A 17,425-nucleotide genomic window follows, 5' to 3' on the forward strand; every position below is an offset into this window, starting at 1 on the left:
CGAACGACCCGGCGCACGACCGACCACCTGACCTCCCCGCACACCCAGGAGACCCCATGACTCCCCTGACACCTACGACCCCCCGCACCTCCCCACGCCGCCCCCGCGCCGCGCTCGCCGCCGCCGGCGTCGTCGGCCTCGCGCTGGCCCTCGCCGCGTGCTCCGCCTCCGACGCGGCCACCACGGACGGCTCCACCGCCAGCTCCTCCGGCGGGTCCTCGACCGGCTCCTCGGCCGGCTCCTCGGCCGGCTCCTCGGACGGGCCGGGCGGGCAGGACGCCCGCGGCGGCGGCCCCCAGGGCCGCACGCCGGGTGTCTCCGGCGAGGTCGCCGCCGTCGACGGCACGACCGCCCAGGTGCAGGGCGACGACTCGCAGACCGCGGTCACCTGGACCACGGACACCACCATCACGCTCGCCGTCGACGGCTCGCTCGACGACGTGGCCGTGGGCGCGTGCGTCGTCGCGACCACGGGTGGGACGCCCGGCGACGACGCCGCCGGCTCGGACGCCACCGGCACGGAGGGCTCCCCGGCGTCGTCCGTCTCCGTGAGCGAGCCGGTGGACGGCGAGTGCACCGGCGGGTTCGGCGGCGGCGGGTTCCCCGGTGGCGGCGACCGACCGGAGGGCGCGCCGTCCGGCATGCCCACCGACATGCCCACCGACGCGCCGTCGGGCATGCCGACCGACATGCCGTCCGGCGGCCCGGGCGGCGCGGGGCGTGGCGGCTTCGGCGGCATGACCGCCGGGACGGTCACCGCGGTCGACGGGTCGACCATCACCGTGAGCGCCACGACGTCCGACGGCGACGCGTCCGAGCAGACCGTCACGGTGGACGACGCGACCGCGTACACCGTGCAGCAGGACGGCGCCGCCTCGGACGTCACCGTCGGCACCTGCGTCACCGCGCAGGGCGAGGAGGACGACAGCGGCACGCTCGGCGCGACCAGCCTCCGCCTCTCCACGCCCGGCGACGACGGCTGCTCCAACGGCTTCCCGGGCGGCCGGGGCGGGTTCCCGGGCGCCGGCGACGGCGGCCAGGGCGGTGACGGCGATGCGTGACACGGCCGCACGACGGCGCCGCGCCACCCGGCACCGGCTCGTCGCGGCGGGGGTGGCCGTGGTCGTCCTCGGGGCCGGGGGCACGGCGTTCGCCCTCCGTCCGGGCGAGGCGCGGTACCGCACCGTGGCCGCGGCCACGGGCGACGTCGCGCAGCACGTGTCGGTGAGCGCGACGGTCGCCTCCGCCCGCCGCGCGGACACGACGTTCGGCACGTCCGGGACGGTGGCGTCGGTCGACGTCGCCGCCGGCGACCGCGTCGCGGCCGGGGGCACCCTCGCCACGCTCGACGCCGACGAGCTGCAGGACACCGTCGACGACGCCACCCAGGCCCTCGCGGAGGCGAAGCAGACGCTCTCCGACGACCTCGACGCCCAGGCCTCCGGGACCGCGTCGACCAGCACCTCCGGCTCCTCCGGGACGGGCGGCGTGCAGGCGAGCTCGGCCACGTCGTCGGGCGCGTCGTCGGGCGCGTCGTCGGGCGCGTCGTCGGGCGCGTCGTCGAGCGCGTCGTCGGGCGCGTCGTCGGGCGCGTCGACGGTGCAGCTGGTCAGCGCGTCGTCGACCGCGGTCGCCACGACCGCCGCGACCGCCGCGACCGCTCCGACGGCAGCGGCCGGCGGCGGGAGCGCGGCCGGCGACGCCGACCAGGCGGTCACGGCCGCGCGGGCGGCGCTCGCCGCCGCCCAGAAGGACGTCGAGGCGGCGCAGGACGCGCTGCTCGACGGGTACGAGTCCGTCGAGGACGCGCTGCTGGCCGGGACGACCTCGCTCGGCGCCTCGGCCGACGCGGTGACGGCGGCGACCAGCGACGACAGCGCCTGCGCGGCCGTCCTCGCCGCGGACGACGGCGCGGACGACGGCGCGGACAACACGGACGGACCGGCGAGCGGCGGTGCGGGCACGGACGCGGCCGCCGCGACGTCCGACGCGGACCTGGCCGCCTGCGTCGACGCGATCGTGGCGGCGCAGGACGCGCTGGTGGCCACCGACACCGCCCAGCAGGCGACCGGGCGGGCCGAGGGGGCCCTCGGCGACCTCGTGGCCGACCTGGACGACGCGGTGACGACGCTCGGCACGAAGGCCGACGCGCTGGACGACGCCGCCCGGGCCCTCCAGGGCGCCGGCACGTCCGGCGGGAGCGGCACGCAGGGCGGCGGAACCCAGGGCGGCGGAACCCAGGGCGGCGCACAGGGCGGCACGAAGGGCGACGGGTCGACGCCCTCGGGCTCGGCCGGCGGCTCGGGCGCCCCCGCCGGTTCCGGCGTGCCGTCGGGATCCGGCACGCCGAGCGGCTCGGGGACCTCGGACGGTTCCGGCGCCCCGTCCGGCTCCGGGCTGGCGGGCTCCGGGTCGGGCTCCGGACTGGCGGGCTCCGGGTCGGGCACGGTGACGGCGGAGCGCGTCCTCGCGGACCGTGCGGCGGTGACGGTCGCGCAGAGCCGGCTCGACATCGCGGAGGCCGCGGCCGCGGCGGGCACCCTCACGGCGCCGATCGCCGGGACGGTCGCCCAGGTCGACGTGACGAAGGGCGCGAGCGTCGGGACGGGGGACGCGGCCGTGACCGTCCTCGGCGACGGCGGCTACGTGCTGACCACGACGCTGGACCTCGCGCAGGTGCGCTCGGTCGCCGTCGGGCAGCCGGTCACCGCGACGGTGCCGGCGACGGGCGAGGAGTACACGGGCACGGTGAGCAGCGTCGGCGTCGTCGACGGGTCCGAGACGTCGACGCCGTCGTACGCGGCGACCGTCGCGCTCGACGCCCCCGGCACGGCCGACACCTCTGCAGACGGCGACGCGGACAGCACCGCCGACACCGCCGACAGCACGGCCGCCGAGGACCTGCCCGAGGGGGCGTCCGCCTCGGCGACCATCGAGGTCGCGACGGTGGACGACGTGCTCGTCGTCCCGACGTCCGCGGTGACCGCCGACGGCGCCGCCCGCACGGTGCGCGTGCTCGACGGCGACACGGTCCGGACGGTCACCGTCACCACCGGCGCCGTGGGGCCGGAGCGCACCGAGATCACCGACGGCCTCGCCGCCGGCGACGAGGTGGTCCTCGCCGACCTGGACCAGCAGATCGTGCAGGACGACGACGAGGGGTCGAGCGGGCTCGACGGGCTCGGCGGGTCCGACGAGCGGTCCGGCCGGCAGGGCGGCGGCTTCCCCGCCGGCGGGTTCCCCGAGGGGTTCCAGCCGCCGTCGGGCGCGTCCCGCTGAGGGCGGGACGGCGTTCACCCGACCCCGGTCGGATCACGCGGCGCCGACGGGCAGCCGCACGGTGAACGTCGTCCCGGCCGCCGGGCCGCGCCCTGGGGGCCGCTCCCCCGCCGTGGCCGAGCGGACGGCGATCGTGCCGCCGTGCGCGGCGACGATCGCGTCGGCGATCGCCAGCCCCAGGCCGGTCGACCCGCCGGTGCGGTTGCGCGCCGCGTCGCCGCGCGTGAAGCGGCGGAAGAGCGCGGGTCGCAGGGCGGCGGGGATGCCGGGCCCGTCGTCGGACACGTCGAGGACGACGGCGTCGCCCCGGCGCGCGAGCCGCACCTGCACGTGCGTGCCCGACGGGGTGTGCGTGCGCGCGTTGGCGAGCAGGTTCGCGAGCACCTGGCGGAGGCTCGCCTCGTCCCCGGTCACGACGAGCTCGCCGTCACCGGCCTCGGCGCCTGCCGCGTCCTCGTCGCCGGGGAGGTCGAGCGCCCAGGCGTGCTCCGGGCCGGCCGCGTGCGCGTCCATCACCGCGTCGACGGCGAGCGTCGCGAGGTCGACGGGGGCCCGGTCGAGCGGGCGGCCGGCGTCGAGCCGCGCGAGGAGCAGCAGGTCCTCCACGAGGGCCGTCATGCGCACCGCCTCGGACTCGATCCGGTCCAGCGACCGGGCCGTGGTCGGCGGGAGGTCGTCGGGCGCCCGGCGCACCAGCTCCGCGTAGCCGCGGATGGACGCCAGCGGCGTGCGCAGCTCGTGGCTCGCGTCGGCGACGAAGTGGCGCACCTGCATCTCGGAGTCGTGCCGGGCCTGCAGGGACGTCTCGACGTTCTCGAGCATCCGGTTGAGCGCCGCGCCCACCTGCCCCACCTCGATGCGCTCGTCGGTGAGCTGGTCCGGGACCCGCGGGATGCCGGCGACCGCGCCCTGCGCGAGCTCGAGCTCGGACACCCGGCCCGCCGCCGCCGCGACGTCGTCGAGGGGCCGCAACGAGCGGCGCACGAGCCACGCCCCGACCAGCATCGCGGCGGCCAGCCCGGCGACCCCGAGCGCCGCCTCGACCAGCACGAAGCGGTGCAACGTCGCGGTGACGGTCGCGGTGGTCCGCGCCACGATCGACGTCTGCCCGTCGTCGGTGGTCACGTGCACCGCGCGGAACCCGCCGAGGTCGGGCAGCTCGACGTCGTGCGCCTGCCCGTCGGCCGGCACGGCCTGGAGGGCCGCGACCTGCGCGTCGTCGAGCGCCTCGCGCTCGAGCGACGACGTGACGTGGTCGGCGAGCACGAGCTCGCCGTCCACGGTCCGCACGACGGCGCTGCCCGGGCCGAAGCCCGCGGGGAACGCCGACGGCGACGGGGACGGGGTGCCCGAGCCCGGGGGCCGCCTGCCCGGCCCCTGGGAGAGCCGCTGGCTCGCCTGCTCGAGCTCGAGGTCGGCCTGCGCGACGAGCTGCGACCGCAGCACCGCCGTCGAGACCGTCGCGAGGCCGACGGTCACCACGACGACGACCGCCGCGAGGACCAGCACCAGCCGGCTCCGCAGCGCCGTCGGGCGCCGGGTGCGGGCGCGGCGCGCCGGCGCCGTCTCAGGCACGGGACCCGCCGTCGCCCCTCGCGGGTTTGAGGACGTACCCGACGCCGCGCAGCGTGTGGATCATCGGCTCGCGCCCCCGGTCGATCTTGCGGCGCAGGTAGGAGACGTAGAGCTCGACGATGTTCGCCTGCCCGCCGAAGTCGTAGTTCCACACGCGGTCGAGGATCTGCGCCTTCGACAGCACCCGGCGCGGGTTGCGCATGAGGTAGCGCAGCAGCTCGAACTCGGTCACGGTGAGGCGGACCTCGTCGCCGCCGCGCCGCACCTCGTGCGCGTCCTCGTCCAGCTCCAGGTCGCCGACGACGAGGACCCCGTCCTCGGACTCGGTGACGGCACCCCCGCGCCGCAGGAGGCCGCGCAGCCGGGCGACGACCTCCTCGAGGCTGAACGGCTTGGTGACGTAGTCGTCGCCGCCCACGGTGAGGCCCGCGACGCGGTCCTCGACCGCGTCGCGCGCGGTGAGGAACAGCACCGGCATGTGCGCGCCCTGCCCCCGCAGCCGCCGCAGCACGGTGAAGCCGTCCATGTCCGGGAGCATGACGTCGAGCACGACGACGTCGGGGCGGGACTCCCGCACCATCCGGATCGCCGCGTTGCCGTCGGGGGCGGCGGCGACCTCCATCCCCTCGAGGCGCAGCGCCGACGTGAGCAGCTCGGCCAGGTTGGGCTCGTCGTCGACGACGAGCACGCTCACGGGCGACCCGTCCGGGCGGCTGAGGCGTGGCTGTTCGGCGCGGCGCTGGCCGGTGCGGCCGGCAGGCCACGGGGCAGAGGTCATGGCGCCAGGGTGGCCCGCGTACCGGTGCCGTCCCTGAGCCGAACCTGTGCGTTCGCCATGAGTTCGGTCGCGCGGAGGCGTGCCGATCGGCGGTCCGGCGCGGCCGCACCGTGGAGTCGGACCCCTCCGACCTCCGCCGTTCCAGGAGGCGCATAGGTTCGCCCGCCAGCCTGCAGGCTCCCGAAAGTTCACCCGCCGGACAGCCGCCGTTCACCCCGCGGCCGACCCGGCGACTGCGAGAGGAGCGCACCGTGCGACGTCCGTCCCGACGCACCGCCGAGCCCCGGGCGACATCGAGCACCCCCGGCACGGACCACCCCGCGGGCGCCTCGACCTCGGCGCGCACGGCCACCGCGAGCCGCCTGCACGCGTTCAACCGGTTCGAGATCAAGTACCTCGTGCCGCAGGACCAGGCCGAGGAGCTCCGCGCGGAGCTCCGTCGGCACATGGACGACGACGCCTACTCCGGCGAGCGCGGCTACCCGATCACGAGCGTCTACTACGACACCGCCCAGCTGAAGTTCTACTGGGAGAAGGTCGAGGGCCTGCGGTTCCGGCGCAAGCTGCGCGTGCGGCACTACGGCACAGCGGACGACCTGACGCCCGACTCGACGGTGTTCGTCGAGATCAAGCAGCGCGTGAACCGGGTGACGCAGAAGCGCCGCGTCCTCCTGCCGTACCGCGACGCGCTGCGGCTGTGCTCACCGGAGGGCTACGAGCCCGAGGGCGAGGTCGGCGCGCGCGAGCGCGCGTTCCTCGCCGAGGTGGCCACGCTCGTCGGCGAGCTCGACCTGCGCCCCACCGTGACGACCGGGTACCACCGCGAGGCATGGGTGGGACGGGAGGCCGACCTCGGACTGCGCGTCACGCTCGACCACCGCCTGCGCGGCCGGGACCGCGACTTCCACCTCGCGTCCGAGAGCCCGAACCGGCTCGTGCTGCCCGCCCGCCTGTCCGTGCTCGAGGTCAAGGCCGACGAGCGCGTGCCGGCGTGGGTCACGGACCTCACCGCCCGGATGAGCCTCGACGTCGTGCGGATCTCGAAGTACTGCCAGAGCGTGCAGGCCTTCGGCCTCGCGCCGCGCTCGACGATGCACGCCCCCGACGAGCTGGACGACGTCCTGGGCGTCGTCCGCCCCGACGACGGCCCCACCGACAGCCCCACCGACCGCACCACCCCGCACGGCGTCGCCGACGCCCCCGACCGAAAGAGTGTCCTGGTCCGATGAACCTGCAAGATCTGAGCGGAACCTTCTCCGTCTTCGACGTCGCGATGACGCTCGTGCTGTCCTTCGTCCTGTCCTCGGCCATCGGCTGGGTCTACAAGCGGACGCACCGGAACATCTCCTACAGCCAGTCCTACGTGCAGACCCTCGTCATCATCGGCATGGTCGTCGCGGTGATCATGCTGGTCGTGGGCTCGAACATCGCCCGCGCGTTCGCCCTCGTGGGCGCCCTGTCCGTGATCCGGTTCCGCAACGCCATCAAGGAGACCCGCGACGTCGGGTTCATCTTCCTCGTGATGGCGATCGGCATGGCCGTCGGCACGCGCTTCTACCTGCTGGCCGCCGCGGCGACCGCGATCATCCTGCTCGTCATCTTCCTCATGCAGCGCTTCGACTGGTTCAAGCTCGACATCCAGCGGCAGGTGGTCAAGGTCCAGGTGCCGCCCGAGCCGCGGTACCAGCAGGACGTCGCCGACGTGCTGGTCCGCATGACCCAGGAGTTCGAGCTGGTGAGCGTCGAGACGGTCCGGGGCGGCGCCCTGACCGAGCTGTTCTACTCGGTGCGCCTCAAGGGCGGCGTGACGACCGCCGAGGTCATCGAGGAGCTCGGCGCGATCAACTCCGGGCAGAAGGTCACCGTCCTGACCGGGTACGACCAGTCCGACATGTGAGCGGGTGACCGACCACGTGAACACGCGCATCGCAAGCCTCCGCAAGCGCCTCCCGATCCGGCTACGGCAGCACTGGAAGCCGATGACGGCGGGCGTCGTCGGGGTCGTCGTCGCCCTGACCGTCTTCGGGGACGTGACGATCCGGCCCTACTCCACGAGCTCGGCCGCCGTCACCGACGAGGAGCGCATCACCCAGGACGTCGCGGGCACGGTCGACCTCTTCGACGACTCCGTGAGCCACGAGATCTCGCTGTCCTACTCGCAGCGCCGCTACGACGAGATGCTCGACGCCTACTTCGCCGACGGCGAGAAGGAGTGGATGTCCGCCGACATCACCATCGACGGCACGACGATCGAGGACGTCGCCGTCCGCCTCAAGGGCAACTCCACGCTGTCGTCGCTGGTCGACGAGCGGGACGGGTCGTCCACGCAGGGCGAGCGCGCCCCGGGCGGCATCGGCGGCATGGGTGGCATGGGTGGTGGCATGGGTGGCGGCAAGGGTGGGCCCGGCGGGCAGGACGGCGGCGTGCCGCAGCTGCCCGAGGGCATGGAGCTCCCCGAGGGCATGGAGCCGCCCGACGGCGGCCAGCTGCCCGAGGGCGGCGTGCCCGGCGGCGGAGGCGGCGGTGCCGGCGGCGGTGCCGGCGGCGGCGGGTTCGCGGGGACCGGCGTGTCCCTGACGACCGCCGAGCCGGAGAACCTGCCGCTGCTGGTGAGCTTCGACGAGAACGAGCCGGGCCGCGCCTACCAGGGCAGGACCCAGCTGTCGATCCGCCCGGCGAGCGCGTCGAGCGCGTCGTCGCTCAACGAGGCGGTCTCGCTCGAGCTCACGGAGCGGACCGGCCAGCCCACCCAGGACTACGCGTTCACGACCTACACGGTGAACGACCGGCCGACCACGACCCGCCTCGTCGTGGAGAACCCGGACCCGCAGTACGCCACCGAGCTCGACGGCGACGGGGTGCTCTACAAGCTGCTGTCCACGAGCTCGTTCACGTACCAGGGCGACGACCAGACGGAGTACACCGACGACTTCAAGCAGATCAACCTCAACGGCAGCCAGGACCTGCAGCCGGTCGTGTCGTTCCTGAAGTGGCTGGACGGCGCCTCCGACGAGGAGTTCGCCGCCGACCTGGACCAGTGGGTCGACGTGGGCTCGTTCGCCACCTACCTGGGCACGCAGGAGGTGCTCGACAACTTCGACACCATCTCCGGACCCGGCAAGAACGCGTACCTGTACTACGACCTCGACACCGGCCTCCTCAGCGTCGTCAGCTGGGACCTCAACCTCGCGCTCGGCGGGATGGCCGGGCCCGGCGGCATGGGCGGCCAGATGCCCGACGGCGGGATGCCCGACGGCGGGATGCCCGACGGCGGGATGCCCGACGGTGGGATGCCCGACGACGGAGGGACGGACGGCCCGCCCGGGGGCGAGCAGGGCGGCCCGGGCGGCGGGACGGGCGGCGGCATGATGAACAACAACGCCCTGGTCACCCGGTTCGAGGCGAACGCCGACTTCTCCGCGATGGTCGACGACGCCGTGAGCGCGTTGACCGCCGAGTGGATCGATAGCGGGAAGGCCGCGGCGCTGGTCGACGAGGTCGCCGCGCGGGTACCCGCCACGGACGGCGTCGACCAGGCCACCATCGACGCCGACGCCACGACCGTCCGGTCGAAGCTCACCGCGGGCGGGGCGGACGACGCGTCCGCCACGGGGCCCACGGACAGGTCGTCGAACGGGTCCACAGGCGGGTCCACAGGCGGGTCCACGGGCGGGTCCACGGGAAGCTCCCCGGAGAACGGATGACCGACGCCAGACCGCCCGGGCTGCGGGAGCGCAAGCGCGCCGCGGCCCGGGCGCGGGTCGAGGCGGCCGCCGTCGACCTCTGTCTCGAGCACGGCTACGCCGCGGTCACCGTGGCACGGATCTGTGCCGCCTCCGGGGTCGCGCAGAGCACCTTCTTCAAGTACTTCGGCAGCAAGGACGCCGCGATCCTCGGCCGGCCGCCGCACCCGAGCGAGGACGCGGTCGAGGCGTTCGTCGGCGCGGACGGCCCGCTGCTCGACGACCTGGTCGCCCTCCTCGTCACCGGGGCCCGGGAGGCGGTCGGCGACCTCGACCTGTTCCGGCGGCGGTTCCAGCTCCTGGAGGGAGACGCGCGGCTGAGGTCACGGGAGATCGGGCACCTCGCGGGGCCGCGGTCGTGGGCCGTGACCGCGGCGCGGAGGCGGCTGGAGCGCACCAGCCGGCTGCCCGCGCCCGACCTCGACGCGCGGGCGCACCTGGCCGTCGTCCTCGCCTCGGGGCTCCTGCGGCACACCCTCTGGTCGCTGCCGGTGGCCCCGGGCGCGCCGTGGGACGAGGCGCTGCGCCGGAGCCTCGCGCTGGCGGGCTCGCTGCTCGCCGGGGGACGCCCGGCCGTCCGGCGGGGCCCGCCGACGGCGTCGCCCGGGGCCCGCGGTCGACGCCGTCCGTAGCCGAGAAGGGCTCAGAGCGGCTTGCGCATCTGCTGCGTGACGACGGCGTACCCGGAGGTGTCGTACAGCGCGACGGCGGTCGCGTTGCGCCCGTGGACGTTCAGCTCCAGCGCGGTCGCGCCCGCCTCCCGCGCCGCGTCCTCCGTCGCCGCCAGGACCGCGCGCCCGAAGCCCTGCCCCCGCCGCTGCTCGAGCACCTCGATGTCGTAGAGGAACGCGACGCCCGGCAGGCAGTGCGGCGGGTCCAGCGCCACCCAGGCACGACCCACCGGCTCCCCGTCGGCGTCCACGGCGAGCCGGACGAGCATCCGCTCGGTGGCGAGCCCCTGCGGGAGCAGCTGGGCGCTCTCCTCGCGGGCGCGGCGCACCGACCCCTCCCACGGCCAGCGGCCCGCGGCGACCTGCTCGGCCGCGTAGCCCTCGGCCAGCTCGTCCTGCCACTCGTCGAACTCCGTCGGGGTCATCTCGCGCAGCGTCACCGTCGTCATGCGGGCATGTTGGCACGCGGCGAGCCACAGCGTCGCGGACGCGCCCCGCGGAGCGGTCGCAACCCGTCCGAGCACCCGTCCGCGCACCCGCCCGAGCACCCGTCCGCGCACCCGAGCACCCGAGCACCCGTCCGAGCACCCGTCCGCGCAAGGGCCGCCGCACCGCCAGGCCGGCCGTCAGAACGGCGGTGCCCCCGGGTCGCTCTGGCGGAGCAGGCGACGTGGAGCGAGCGGGCGCCGGTCGTCCCCGCGTGAACCCGCCTCGGCCGGCGGCCTCGAAGGCTCCGACGGACCCGACGGCCCCCGACGACCCGCGCACGGTCCGCGCGCCTCGCCGCGGGTGCGCCCGGTGGGCGACGTCCACGTGAGGACGCCGTCGGACGCGCGGACGACGCGCCAGCCCGTCTGGTGCTTGAGCACGTGATGGTGCCGGCACAGATGGGTGAGGTTGTCGGCGGTGGTGGCGCCCCGATCCGCCCAGGCCCGCACGTGGTCGACGTCGCTGCCCGTCGCGGCGCGGGTGCAGCCGGGGAACGTGCAGGTGAGGTCGCGAGCCTGCAGCAGCGCCCGGAGGGCGGCGGGCACGGTGTAGGTGCCGGCGTCGGCGGTCAGGACCGTCGCGTCGACCGGGTCGACGAGGAACCTGCGCAGCGACGGCGCGTTCGCCGTCAGACGGGCCGCGGTCTCCGCGTCGACGGGCACCTGACCGTCCAGCTCGGCGACGTCGCCGGCGTCACCGGCGAGCAGCGTGAGCACCGGCACCGTGAGCCGCACCGACGGGGCGATCCGACGTGTCAGCTCCACGAGGTCCGGCACCGCGTCGCGACCCCCGCCGGTCCCCACGAAGCCTTCGACACCCCCGACGTGCGTCGGGGGGCCTGCGGCTGCGCCACCGCCGGGTGACGGGGCGTCCCTCGACCCGCCGAGGTGCGGGGCGAGGAGGAGTGCGGCGAGCGCGTCCGCGCACAGCTGCCCGACCCCGCGGGGGTCGCCGCCGTCCCGGGCGGTGCGTGCGGCGCGGGTGAGCCGGTCGTGGATCGCGTGCGCCGGCGCGGCGGGCAGGTAGGCGGTGAGCCAGGCCATGCCGTCGGCGCCGGGGTCGAGATGGACCGCCCGCTTCTCGGCGGCCGCCCGGTGCCGGACGGTCAGGGACACGGGGTGCGCCCGGTCGCGCGCACGGCGCAGGCGCCGGCGGAGCTGCGGCAGCGTGTCCCGACCCGCCGCGGGCACCACGCACGCCTCGACCTGGTGGCGGGCGGCGGAGTCGGGGAGGTCGGCCAGCGTGTCGGCGACGGCGCGGGCGTGGGCCGCCGAGAAGCGGCCGCGGCACAGCCCGACGAGTGCCGGCTCGGTGACCGCCCCGAAGCCCCCGCTGCCCCCGACGTCCACGGCCGCCTCCGTCAGCACGCGGGCGGTGTCGACGAGGTGCCCCGCCTCCTGCCCGGACAGGCGGAGGGCCACCGCCAGGTCCGCGGTGAACGCCCGCGTCGCGAGCTCGTGCCGCCGCACCGACGACGCCCGGCGCAGCTCCGGGTCCCGGTCGTCGAGCAGCACCCGCTCGCACCCCGCCGCCGCACGCCGTGCCCGCTCGACCGCGAGCAGCTTGGCTCCCTCCAGCGCGTCGATGCGTGCCTGGATCGCGACGGCGTCGTCGATCGCCGCCGAGACGTCGTGCACCGACGGACGCGGCCCTGGGTCGACGCTCCGGAGCACGGCGGCGGCGACGGGCTCGACCGAGCCGCTTCCCGCGCCTTCGCCGTCATCGAACATACGTTCGACCCTAGGGGTTGGCGACGCCGCCCGACAAGGCCTGTGGACGACCGTCCTCGACGGTCGGGACGTGGCAGGACGTGGCAGGACGTGGCCGGACGCCGCCGCGGCGCACCCCGCGGCTATCCGCGGAACGCGTCGAGGTTGCGGCCGACCCAGTCCTCGAACGACGTCGCCGGCCTGCCGAGGACGGCCGGCACGTCGGGGCTGATGCGACGTTCCTCGGGCGTCGGCCTGCCGAGGATGTCGAGCGTGCCGTCGGCCACCGGGGCGGGCATCGCCCGGAGCAGCTGCTCCCTCGCCCGGTCGTGACCCAGCTCGACGAACCGCAGCTCCTCGCCCAGCGCCGCACCGAGGATCTCGGCGCGTCGCCGGGGGCTGGTCGCCTCCGGTCCGGTGAGGCCGTACACCCGTCCTGCGTGGCCGTCGCCGGTGAGCGCCGCCGCGGCCACGTCCGCGATGTCGCCGGGGTCCACCGCGGGCAGCGCCACGTCGGCGTAGGGCGCGAGGACGGTGCGTTCCGCGCGGACCGACGGCACCCAGGCGAAGGCGTTGGTGGTGAACCCGCCCGGGCGCAGGATCGTCCAGTCGAGGCCGGACGACCGCACCGCGGTCTCCAGCGCGGCGAGCGGCGCGTGCGACACCGACGTGGGCCGCGTGCCGGCCGCCTGCGACGACAGCAGGACGACGCGGCGAACCCCCGCGTCGGCCGCCGCGCGGAGCAGGGCGGGGCCGTCGACGTGGGCGCCCGCTCCCGGGACCAGGAGGAACAGGGCCTGCGCCCCCACCAGCGCCGGGGCCACGCCGGCCGGGTCGGCGAGGTCTGCGACGACGGGGCTGACGCCGGGCCGGGACGGCAGACCCGACGTCACCCCCCGGGAGACGGCGGTGACGGCGTGGCCGGCGTCCGCCAACGACTCCACGAGCGGGCGGCCGACGTTTCCTGTGGCACCGGTGACGACGATCATGGACGTGCTCCTCGCATGCGAAAAGTACCGGCGCCGCGGCCCCGGGTGGCGTCCGAACGACGCCGACCCGAGGAAACTAGGAGCACCCGTCGAGCACGTTCCCCCGGGAAAGTATTGGAGCGGCATGTCCCTCACCGACCAGACCGACGTCGACCCCCTGGCGGCGTGCAAGATCAGCCCCGCCGTCGACCTGCTCTTCAGCCGCTGGACGACGCCCATCCTGTGGACGCTCCACCGGTCGGGCCCGGTGCGCTTCGTCGAGCTGGAGCGGCGGCTGGCGGGCATCACGCCGAAGGTCCTCACCCAGCGGCTCCGCCAGCTCGAGCGCGACGGCCTCGTGCTGCGGCACTACCACGCCGAGGTGCCGCCCCGGGTCGAGTACGAGATCACCGACCTCGGCCGGAGCCTGTCGCCCGTCTTCGCGGCGCTCGCCGACTGGACCGACGAGCACCTGCCCGCCGTCGAGGACGCCCGCCACGCCTACGCCGGCCCGCTCCCCCGCTAGTCGACCGCCTCACCGGTGGGGTCGTTCGCCACCACGGCGTCGAGGCGCTCGCCGCCGACGGGCTCGCGGTGCCACGCGACGAGGCGCCAGCCGGACGCGGGGTCGCCCTCGACCTCGATGAGGCCGGTGTTCGCGAGCGGGGTGTGCGCCAGCTCGTCGACGTCGAGCCCCTTGACCCGCGCGCCGGACCACGACCGGATCGCCGCGCCGTGCGAGACGGCGAGGACGACGCCGTGGTCCCGCGCGGCCAGCGCGGCGACGGCGTCGTCGAACCGGGCGAGGAACGCGTCGCCGTCGGGGCCGCCGGGCATGCGGCGGGCGCGGTCGCCGCGCGACCAGGCGAACACCGTCTCCAGGTAGGTGTGGTGGTCGGCGAGGTCCGCCGACATCTCCAGGGAGCCCGCCTCGATCTCGCGCAGCCCGCCCAGGACCGTGGGGCGCAGGGTGCGGTCGTCGGCGAGGGGCTGGGCCGTGAGGCTGGTCCGCAGGAGGGTCGAGACGGCGAGGGCGTCGATGCGCCGCCCCTCCAGCGCGAGCGGGACGGCGGCGGCCTGCTGCTCCCCGAGCGGGGTGAGGCGCGGCCCGGGGGCACCGGTGTCGAGCAGTCCGGCCACGTTGGCGGGGGTCTGTCCGTGTCGGAGGAGAAGGAGACGCATGGTCCTAGCCTGCGCCATCGCTGCGAGGATGACCGGATGCCGATCTCCGTCGTCCCGTCCTCCCCCGACTGGCCCGCCGCGTTCGAGGGGGTCGCGCGCACGCTGCGGGCGGCGCTCGCCGGGGTGCCGACGGCCGTCGTCGAGCACGTCGGGTCGACCTCGGTGCCCGGGCTGGCGGCGAAGCCGGTCCTCGACGTCGACGTGATCGTCCCCGCCGCGGACGTCGCCGCGGCGGTGCGGGCGCTCGAGGCCGTCGGGTACGCCCACGCCGGCGACCTGGGCCTGCCCGGCCGCGAGGCGATGGACGCGCCCGACGACGCCCCCGCCCGCCACGTCTACGTCTGCGCGGCGGGGACGCTGCACGTGCGCAACCACCTGGCCGTGCGGGACGTGCTGCGGCGCCGCGACGACCTGCGGGACGAGTACGGCGCGGTGAAGAGCGCGCTCGCCGCCGACCCCACGATGGACATCGACCGGTACCTCGCCGGCAAGTCGGCCGTGCTGCAGAAGATCCTCGCCGAGTCGGACCTCACGCCGGGCGAGCTCCGCGAGATCCTGGGCGTCAACGATCCCGGCGCCGACGACCCGTCGGCCTGACGGCGGCTCAGCGCAGCCGGTAGCGCCGCTCGGGCCGGCCCGCGGTGCCGTAGTTGAGGCGCACGGCGGCGCGGCCCGTCGCCGCGAAGTGCTCCAGGTACCGGCGCGCGCTGACGCGGCTGACGCCGATCTCGTCGGCGCACTCGGCGGCGCTCAGCTCCGCGCCGTCGGCCAGGGCCGCCAGCACGGCGTCCGCGGTCTCCTGGCTCAGCCCCTTGGGCAGCGCGGGGCGCGCCGCGGCGCCGGCGCGCGACGGCTGCGGCGCGAGGAGGGCGTCGATCTCCGCCTGCCCCGGCCCGCCCGGGCGGTCGAGGCCGTCGAGCGCCTCGTGGGCGCGGCGGAACGCCTCCAGCCGGGCCGTGAGGTCCTCCGACGCGAACGGCTTGACCAGGTAGTGCGCGGCCCCGCCGGCCGCGGCCGCGCGGACCGTGTCCGCCTCGCGGGCCGCCGTGATCACGACGACCCCCAGGTCGTGGCCCGCCGCGCGCAGCCGGCGCAGCACCTCGATGCCGCCGATGTCGGGCAGGTGCACGTCGAGCAGCACGAGGTCCGGGCGCAGGGCCTCGACCGCCGCGAGCGCGTCGGCACCCGTGTGCGCCTCCCCGACGACGCGGAAGCCGTCCACCCGCTCCACGAAGCGGCGGTGGATGGACGCGACCATGAAGTCGTCCTCCACCACCAGCACGTCGAGGCTCACGCCTGCTGCACCCCCTGATCGGCTCGTCCCGCCCCCGCGACGGCCTGCGGCAGCCGCACGATGAACACGGCGCCGCCCTCCCCGTCGCGGGCGTCGCCATTGTGCACCGTCACGACGCCGCCGCGGCGCTGCGCCAGCACGTGCACCAGCGCGAGGCCGACGCCGCGCCCGGTCGCGCCCTGCGGCTTCGTGCTCCAGCCGCGGCGGAAGATCGCGTCGGCCTGCTCGGGCGGCACGCCGCGCCCGGTGTCCGCGACCTCGACGAGGACGTCGTGCGCGGGCCCGTCCAGGGCCAGGCGCACCCGGACCATGGCGGCGCTCGCGACGCCCTGCGCGCTCGGGCCCGCGGCCCACGCGGCGGCGTCCACCGCGTTGTCCACCAGGTTGCCGAGCACGGTGTTGACGTCGGCGGACAGGTCGGGGTCCAGGCGCGGCAGGGCGCTGCCCGGGTCGACGACGAGCTCCACGTGCCGCTCGTCCGCGAGGCTCGCCTTCGCGATGAGCAGGGCCGCCACCGCCGGGTCCGCGACCCGGGACGTCACCACGTCGCTGAGGGCCGCGCGCCGCCGGGTGAGGCGGTCGACGAACCGGCCCACCTCCTCGTACTCCCCCAGCTCGATGAGGCCGGAGACGGTGTGCAGCTGGTTGCTGAACTCGTGGGTCTGCGCGCGCAGCGTCTCGGTGACGCTCTCGCGCGCGTGCAGCTCGCTCTGCAGCGCGAGCAGCTCGGTGCGGTCGCGCAGCGTGGTCACCGTGCCGGCCGGGCGGCCGTCGTGCAGCACGCGCCGGCGGTTGAGCACCAGCACCGTGTCCCCCGAGACCAGCACCGCGTCGTGCACCTCGTCCGTGCCGCGCAGCAGGTCGGCGACGGCGGGCTCCAGGCCCACGTCGGCCAGGCCCGGGTCGTCCAGACGCCGCCCCGTCAGGTCGGGGGCGTCGTCCGCGAGGCCGAGCAGCGCGCGGGCGCTGTCGCTCACGAGGCTCACCCGGCCGTCGTCGCCCACCACGACCACGCCCTCGCGGATGGACCGCAGCACGCCCTCGCGGTGGTCCGCGAGCGCCGCGATCTGCGCCGGCTCCAGCCCGCGGGTGCGGCGCTTCACCAGCCGGGCCAGCAGCCACGACCCGGCGGCCGCGAGCGCCGTGCCGATGCCGAGCACGACGAGCACGTCCCCGCCGGCGCGGGACACGCGCTCGGCGAGCGGCGGGTACGGGTCGGCGAGCACGACGACGGCGACGGGGTGCGGCGCGCTGCCCCCGTACACCGGCACCCAGGCGGCGATGGAGCGCCCGTCGAGGTCGGTCACGTCGCCGCTGCCCGCCCGCTCGGCGGCGCCGGCGGGCAGGGCCAGCCCCTCCCCGACGCGCGTCGGGTCGGTCGCGACCAGCACCCGGCCGTCGAGGTCGGCGACGTAGGCGTGGGTCGCGTCGACGAAGTCGGCCCGCGTCTGCAGGTAGAAGCCGAGCGCCGCCGCGTCGGGGGTGTCGGTGGCGAGCGTCTCCTGGACGGCGGGGATGCCGGCCAGCCCCTCGGCGGCCACCTCGAGCCGGTCCGCGCGGTCGTCGCGGAACTGGGCGTCGGCCTGCCCGAGGAACACGACGGCGGCCGCCGCGACCACCACGAGGAGCACGGCGAGCTGCAGCAGCAGCACCTGGCCGGCGAGGGTGAGGTGGCCGCGGGAGCGGCGTGAGGGGCGTGACCGCAAGTTCCACAACCTCCTTTGGTTGTCCAATGAT

16 protein-coding genes are annotated in these 17,425 nt (G+C 76.1%); 8 read left to right on the top strand and 8 right to left on the bottom strand.

From position 1 onward, the window contains the following. Nucleotides 1-56 precede the first annotated feature (56 nt). Together ACFU9A_RS19135 and ACFU9A_RS19140 are read left to right on the top strand one after the other, a co-directional pair. Nucleotides 57-1,061 (top strand): hypothetical protein, encoded by a 1,005-nt coding sequence (locus tag ACFU9A_RS19135; RefSeq protein ID WP_430576874.1) that lies wholly within the window; start codon nt 57-59, stop codon nt 1,059-1,061. Continuing rightward, a complete protein-coding gene (locus ACFU9A_RS19140; protein ID WP_430576875.1) occupies nt 1,054-3,279 on the top strand; it encodes an HlyD family efflux transporter periplasmic adaptor subunit in 2,226 nt (741 codons plus the stop codon). The genes ACFU9A_RS19135 and ACFU9A_RS19140 overlap by 8 nt, the downstream gene beginning before the upstream one ends. Before the next feature lie 33 nt (nt 3,280-3,312). Here ACFU9A_RS19140 and ACFU9A_RS19145 read toward each other — a convergent pair whose 3' ends face one another. Next, entirely contained in the window at nt 3,313-4,854 is a 1,542-nt protein-coding gene (locus tag ACFU9A_RS19145; protein WP_430576876.1) for a sensor histidine kinase, read from the bottom strand. Then, nucleotides 4,847-5,632: a response regulator transcription factor gene (locus ACFU9A_RS19150; RefSeq protein ID WP_430576877.1), complete on the bottom strand. Its 786-nt coding sequence runs from the start codon at nt 5,630-5,632 to the stop codon at nt 4,847-4,849. The genes ACFU9A_RS19145 and ACFU9A_RS19150 overlap by 8 nt, the downstream gene beginning before the upstream one ends. A gap of 251 nt (nt 5,633-5,883) precedes the next feature. On the opposite strand from ACFU9A_RS19150, the gene ACFU9A_RS19155 reads away from it, so the two are divergent. Genes ACFU9A_RS19155 through ACFU9A_RS19170 form a run of 4 tightly spaced genes read left to right on the top strand, consistent with a single transcriptional unit; the run spans nt 5,884 to nt 10,007 of the window. After that, nucleotides 5,884-6,861 carry a polyphosphate polymerase domain-containing protein gene (locus tag ACFU9A_RS19155; RefSeq protein ID WP_430576878.1) on the top strand — a complete coding sequence of 326 codons (978 nt, stop codon included), beginning with the start codon at nt 5,884-5,886 and terminating at the stop codon, nt 6,859-6,861. Further along, complete coding sequence (locus tag ACFU9A_RS19160; protein ID WP_430576879.1) at nt 6,858-7,529, top strand: DUF4956 domain-containing protein; 672 nt, start codon at nt 6,858-6,860, stop codon at nt 7,527-7,529. Before ACFU9A_RS19155 ends, ACFU9A_RS19160 begins: the two co-directional genes overlap by 4 nt. A gap of 4 nt (nt 7,530-7,533) precedes the next feature. Continuing rightward, nucleotides 7,534-9,336 carry a CotH kinase family protein gene (locus tag ACFU9A_RS19165; protein WP_430576880.1) on the top strand — a complete coding sequence of 601 codons (1,803 nt, stop codon included), beginning with the start codon at nt 7,534-7,536 and terminating at the stop codon, nt 9,334-9,336. Then, nucleotides 9,333-10,007: a TetR/AcrR family transcriptional regulator gene (locus ACFU9A_RS19170; RefSeq protein WP_430576881.1), complete on the top strand. Its 675-nt coding sequence runs from the start codon at nt 9,333-9,335 to the stop codon at nt 10,005-10,007. The genes ACFU9A_RS19165 and ACFU9A_RS19170 overlap by 4 nt, the downstream gene beginning before the upstream one ends. Nucleotides 10,008-10,018: 11 nt before the next feature. Here ACFU9A_RS19170 and ACFU9A_RS19175 read toward each other — a convergent pair whose 3' ends face one another. From ACFU9A_RS19175 to ACFU9A_RS19185, 3 genes are all read right to left on the bottom strand, one after another. Further along, nucleotides 10,019-10,495 carry a GNAT family N-acetyltransferase gene (locus ACFU9A_RS19175; protein WP_430576882.1) on the bottom strand — a complete coding sequence of 159 codons (477 nt, stop codon included), beginning with the start codon at nt 10,493-10,495 and terminating at the stop codon, nt 10,019-10,021. Nucleotides 10,496-10,672: 177 nt separating this feature from the next. Then, nucleotides 10,673-12,172 carry a DUF222 domain-containing protein gene (locus ACFU9A_RS19180; RefSeq protein WP_430576883.1) on the bottom strand — a complete coding sequence of 500 codons (1,500 nt, stop codon included), beginning with the start codon at nt 12,170-12,172 and terminating at the stop codon, nt 10,673-10,675. Between the two features lie 215 nt (nt 12,173-12,387). After that, nucleotides 12,388-13,233, bottom strand: coding sequence for an SDR family oxidoreductase (locus tag ACFU9A_RS19185; RefSeq protein WP_430576884.1), 846 nt, complete (start codon nt 13,231-13,233; stop codon nt 12,388-12,390). Between the two features lie 124 nt (nt 13,234-13,357). Between ACFU9A_RS19185 and ACFU9A_RS19190 the strand changes: the two genes are divergently transcribed. Continuing rightward, complete coding sequence (locus tag ACFU9A_RS19190) at nt 13,358-13,738, top strand: winged helix-turn-helix transcriptional regulator (protein WP_430576885.1); 381 nt, start codon at nt 13,358-13,360, stop codon at nt 13,736-13,738. On the opposite strand, the gene ACFU9A_RS19195 is transcribed toward ACFU9A_RS19190, so the two are convergent. Next, nucleotides 13,735-14,394, bottom strand: a complete 660-nt coding sequence (locus ACFU9A_RS19195) for a histidine phosphatase family protein (protein WP_430576886.1) — start codon at nt 14,392-14,394, stop codon at nt 13,735-13,737. The genes ACFU9A_RS19190 and ACFU9A_RS19195 overlap by 4 nt on opposite strands. Before the next feature lie 36 nt (nt 14,395-14,430). Here ACFU9A_RS19195 and ACFU9A_RS19200 point away from each other — a divergent pair, with 36 nt between their 5' ends. Beyond that, on the top strand, nt 14,431-14,991 hold the full coding sequence (locus ACFU9A_RS19200) for a GrpB family protein (protein WP_430576887.1): 561 nt from the start codon (nt 14,431-14,433) through the stop codon (nt 14,989-14,991). A gap of 7 nt (nt 14,992-14,998) precedes the next feature. Here the strand turns inward: ACFU9A_RS19200 and ACFU9A_RS19205 are convergent, their stop codons facing one another. Both ACFU9A_RS19205 and ACFU9A_RS19210 read right to left on the bottom strand, forming a co-directional pair. Next, nucleotides 14,999-15,688 carry a response regulator gene (locus ACFU9A_RS19205; RefSeq protein WP_430576888.1) on the bottom strand — a complete coding sequence of 230 codons (690 nt, stop codon included), beginning with the start codon at nt 15,686-15,688 and terminating at the stop codon, nt 14,999-15,001. Then, nucleotides 15,685-17,394, bottom strand: a complete 1,710-nt coding sequence (locus tag ACFU9A_RS19210; protein WP_430576889.1) for an ATP-binding protein — start codon at nt 17,392-17,394, stop codon at nt 15,685-15,687. The genes ACFU9A_RS19205 and ACFU9A_RS19210 overlap by 4 nt, the downstream gene beginning before the upstream one ends. Between the last annotated feature and the right edge of the window lie 31 nt (nt 17,395-17,425).

The organism is Isoptericola sp. NPDC057653 (assembly GCF_042799955.1).
Classification (GTDB): Bacteria; Actinomycetota; Actinomycetes; order Actinomycetales; family Cellulomonadaceae; genus Isoptericola.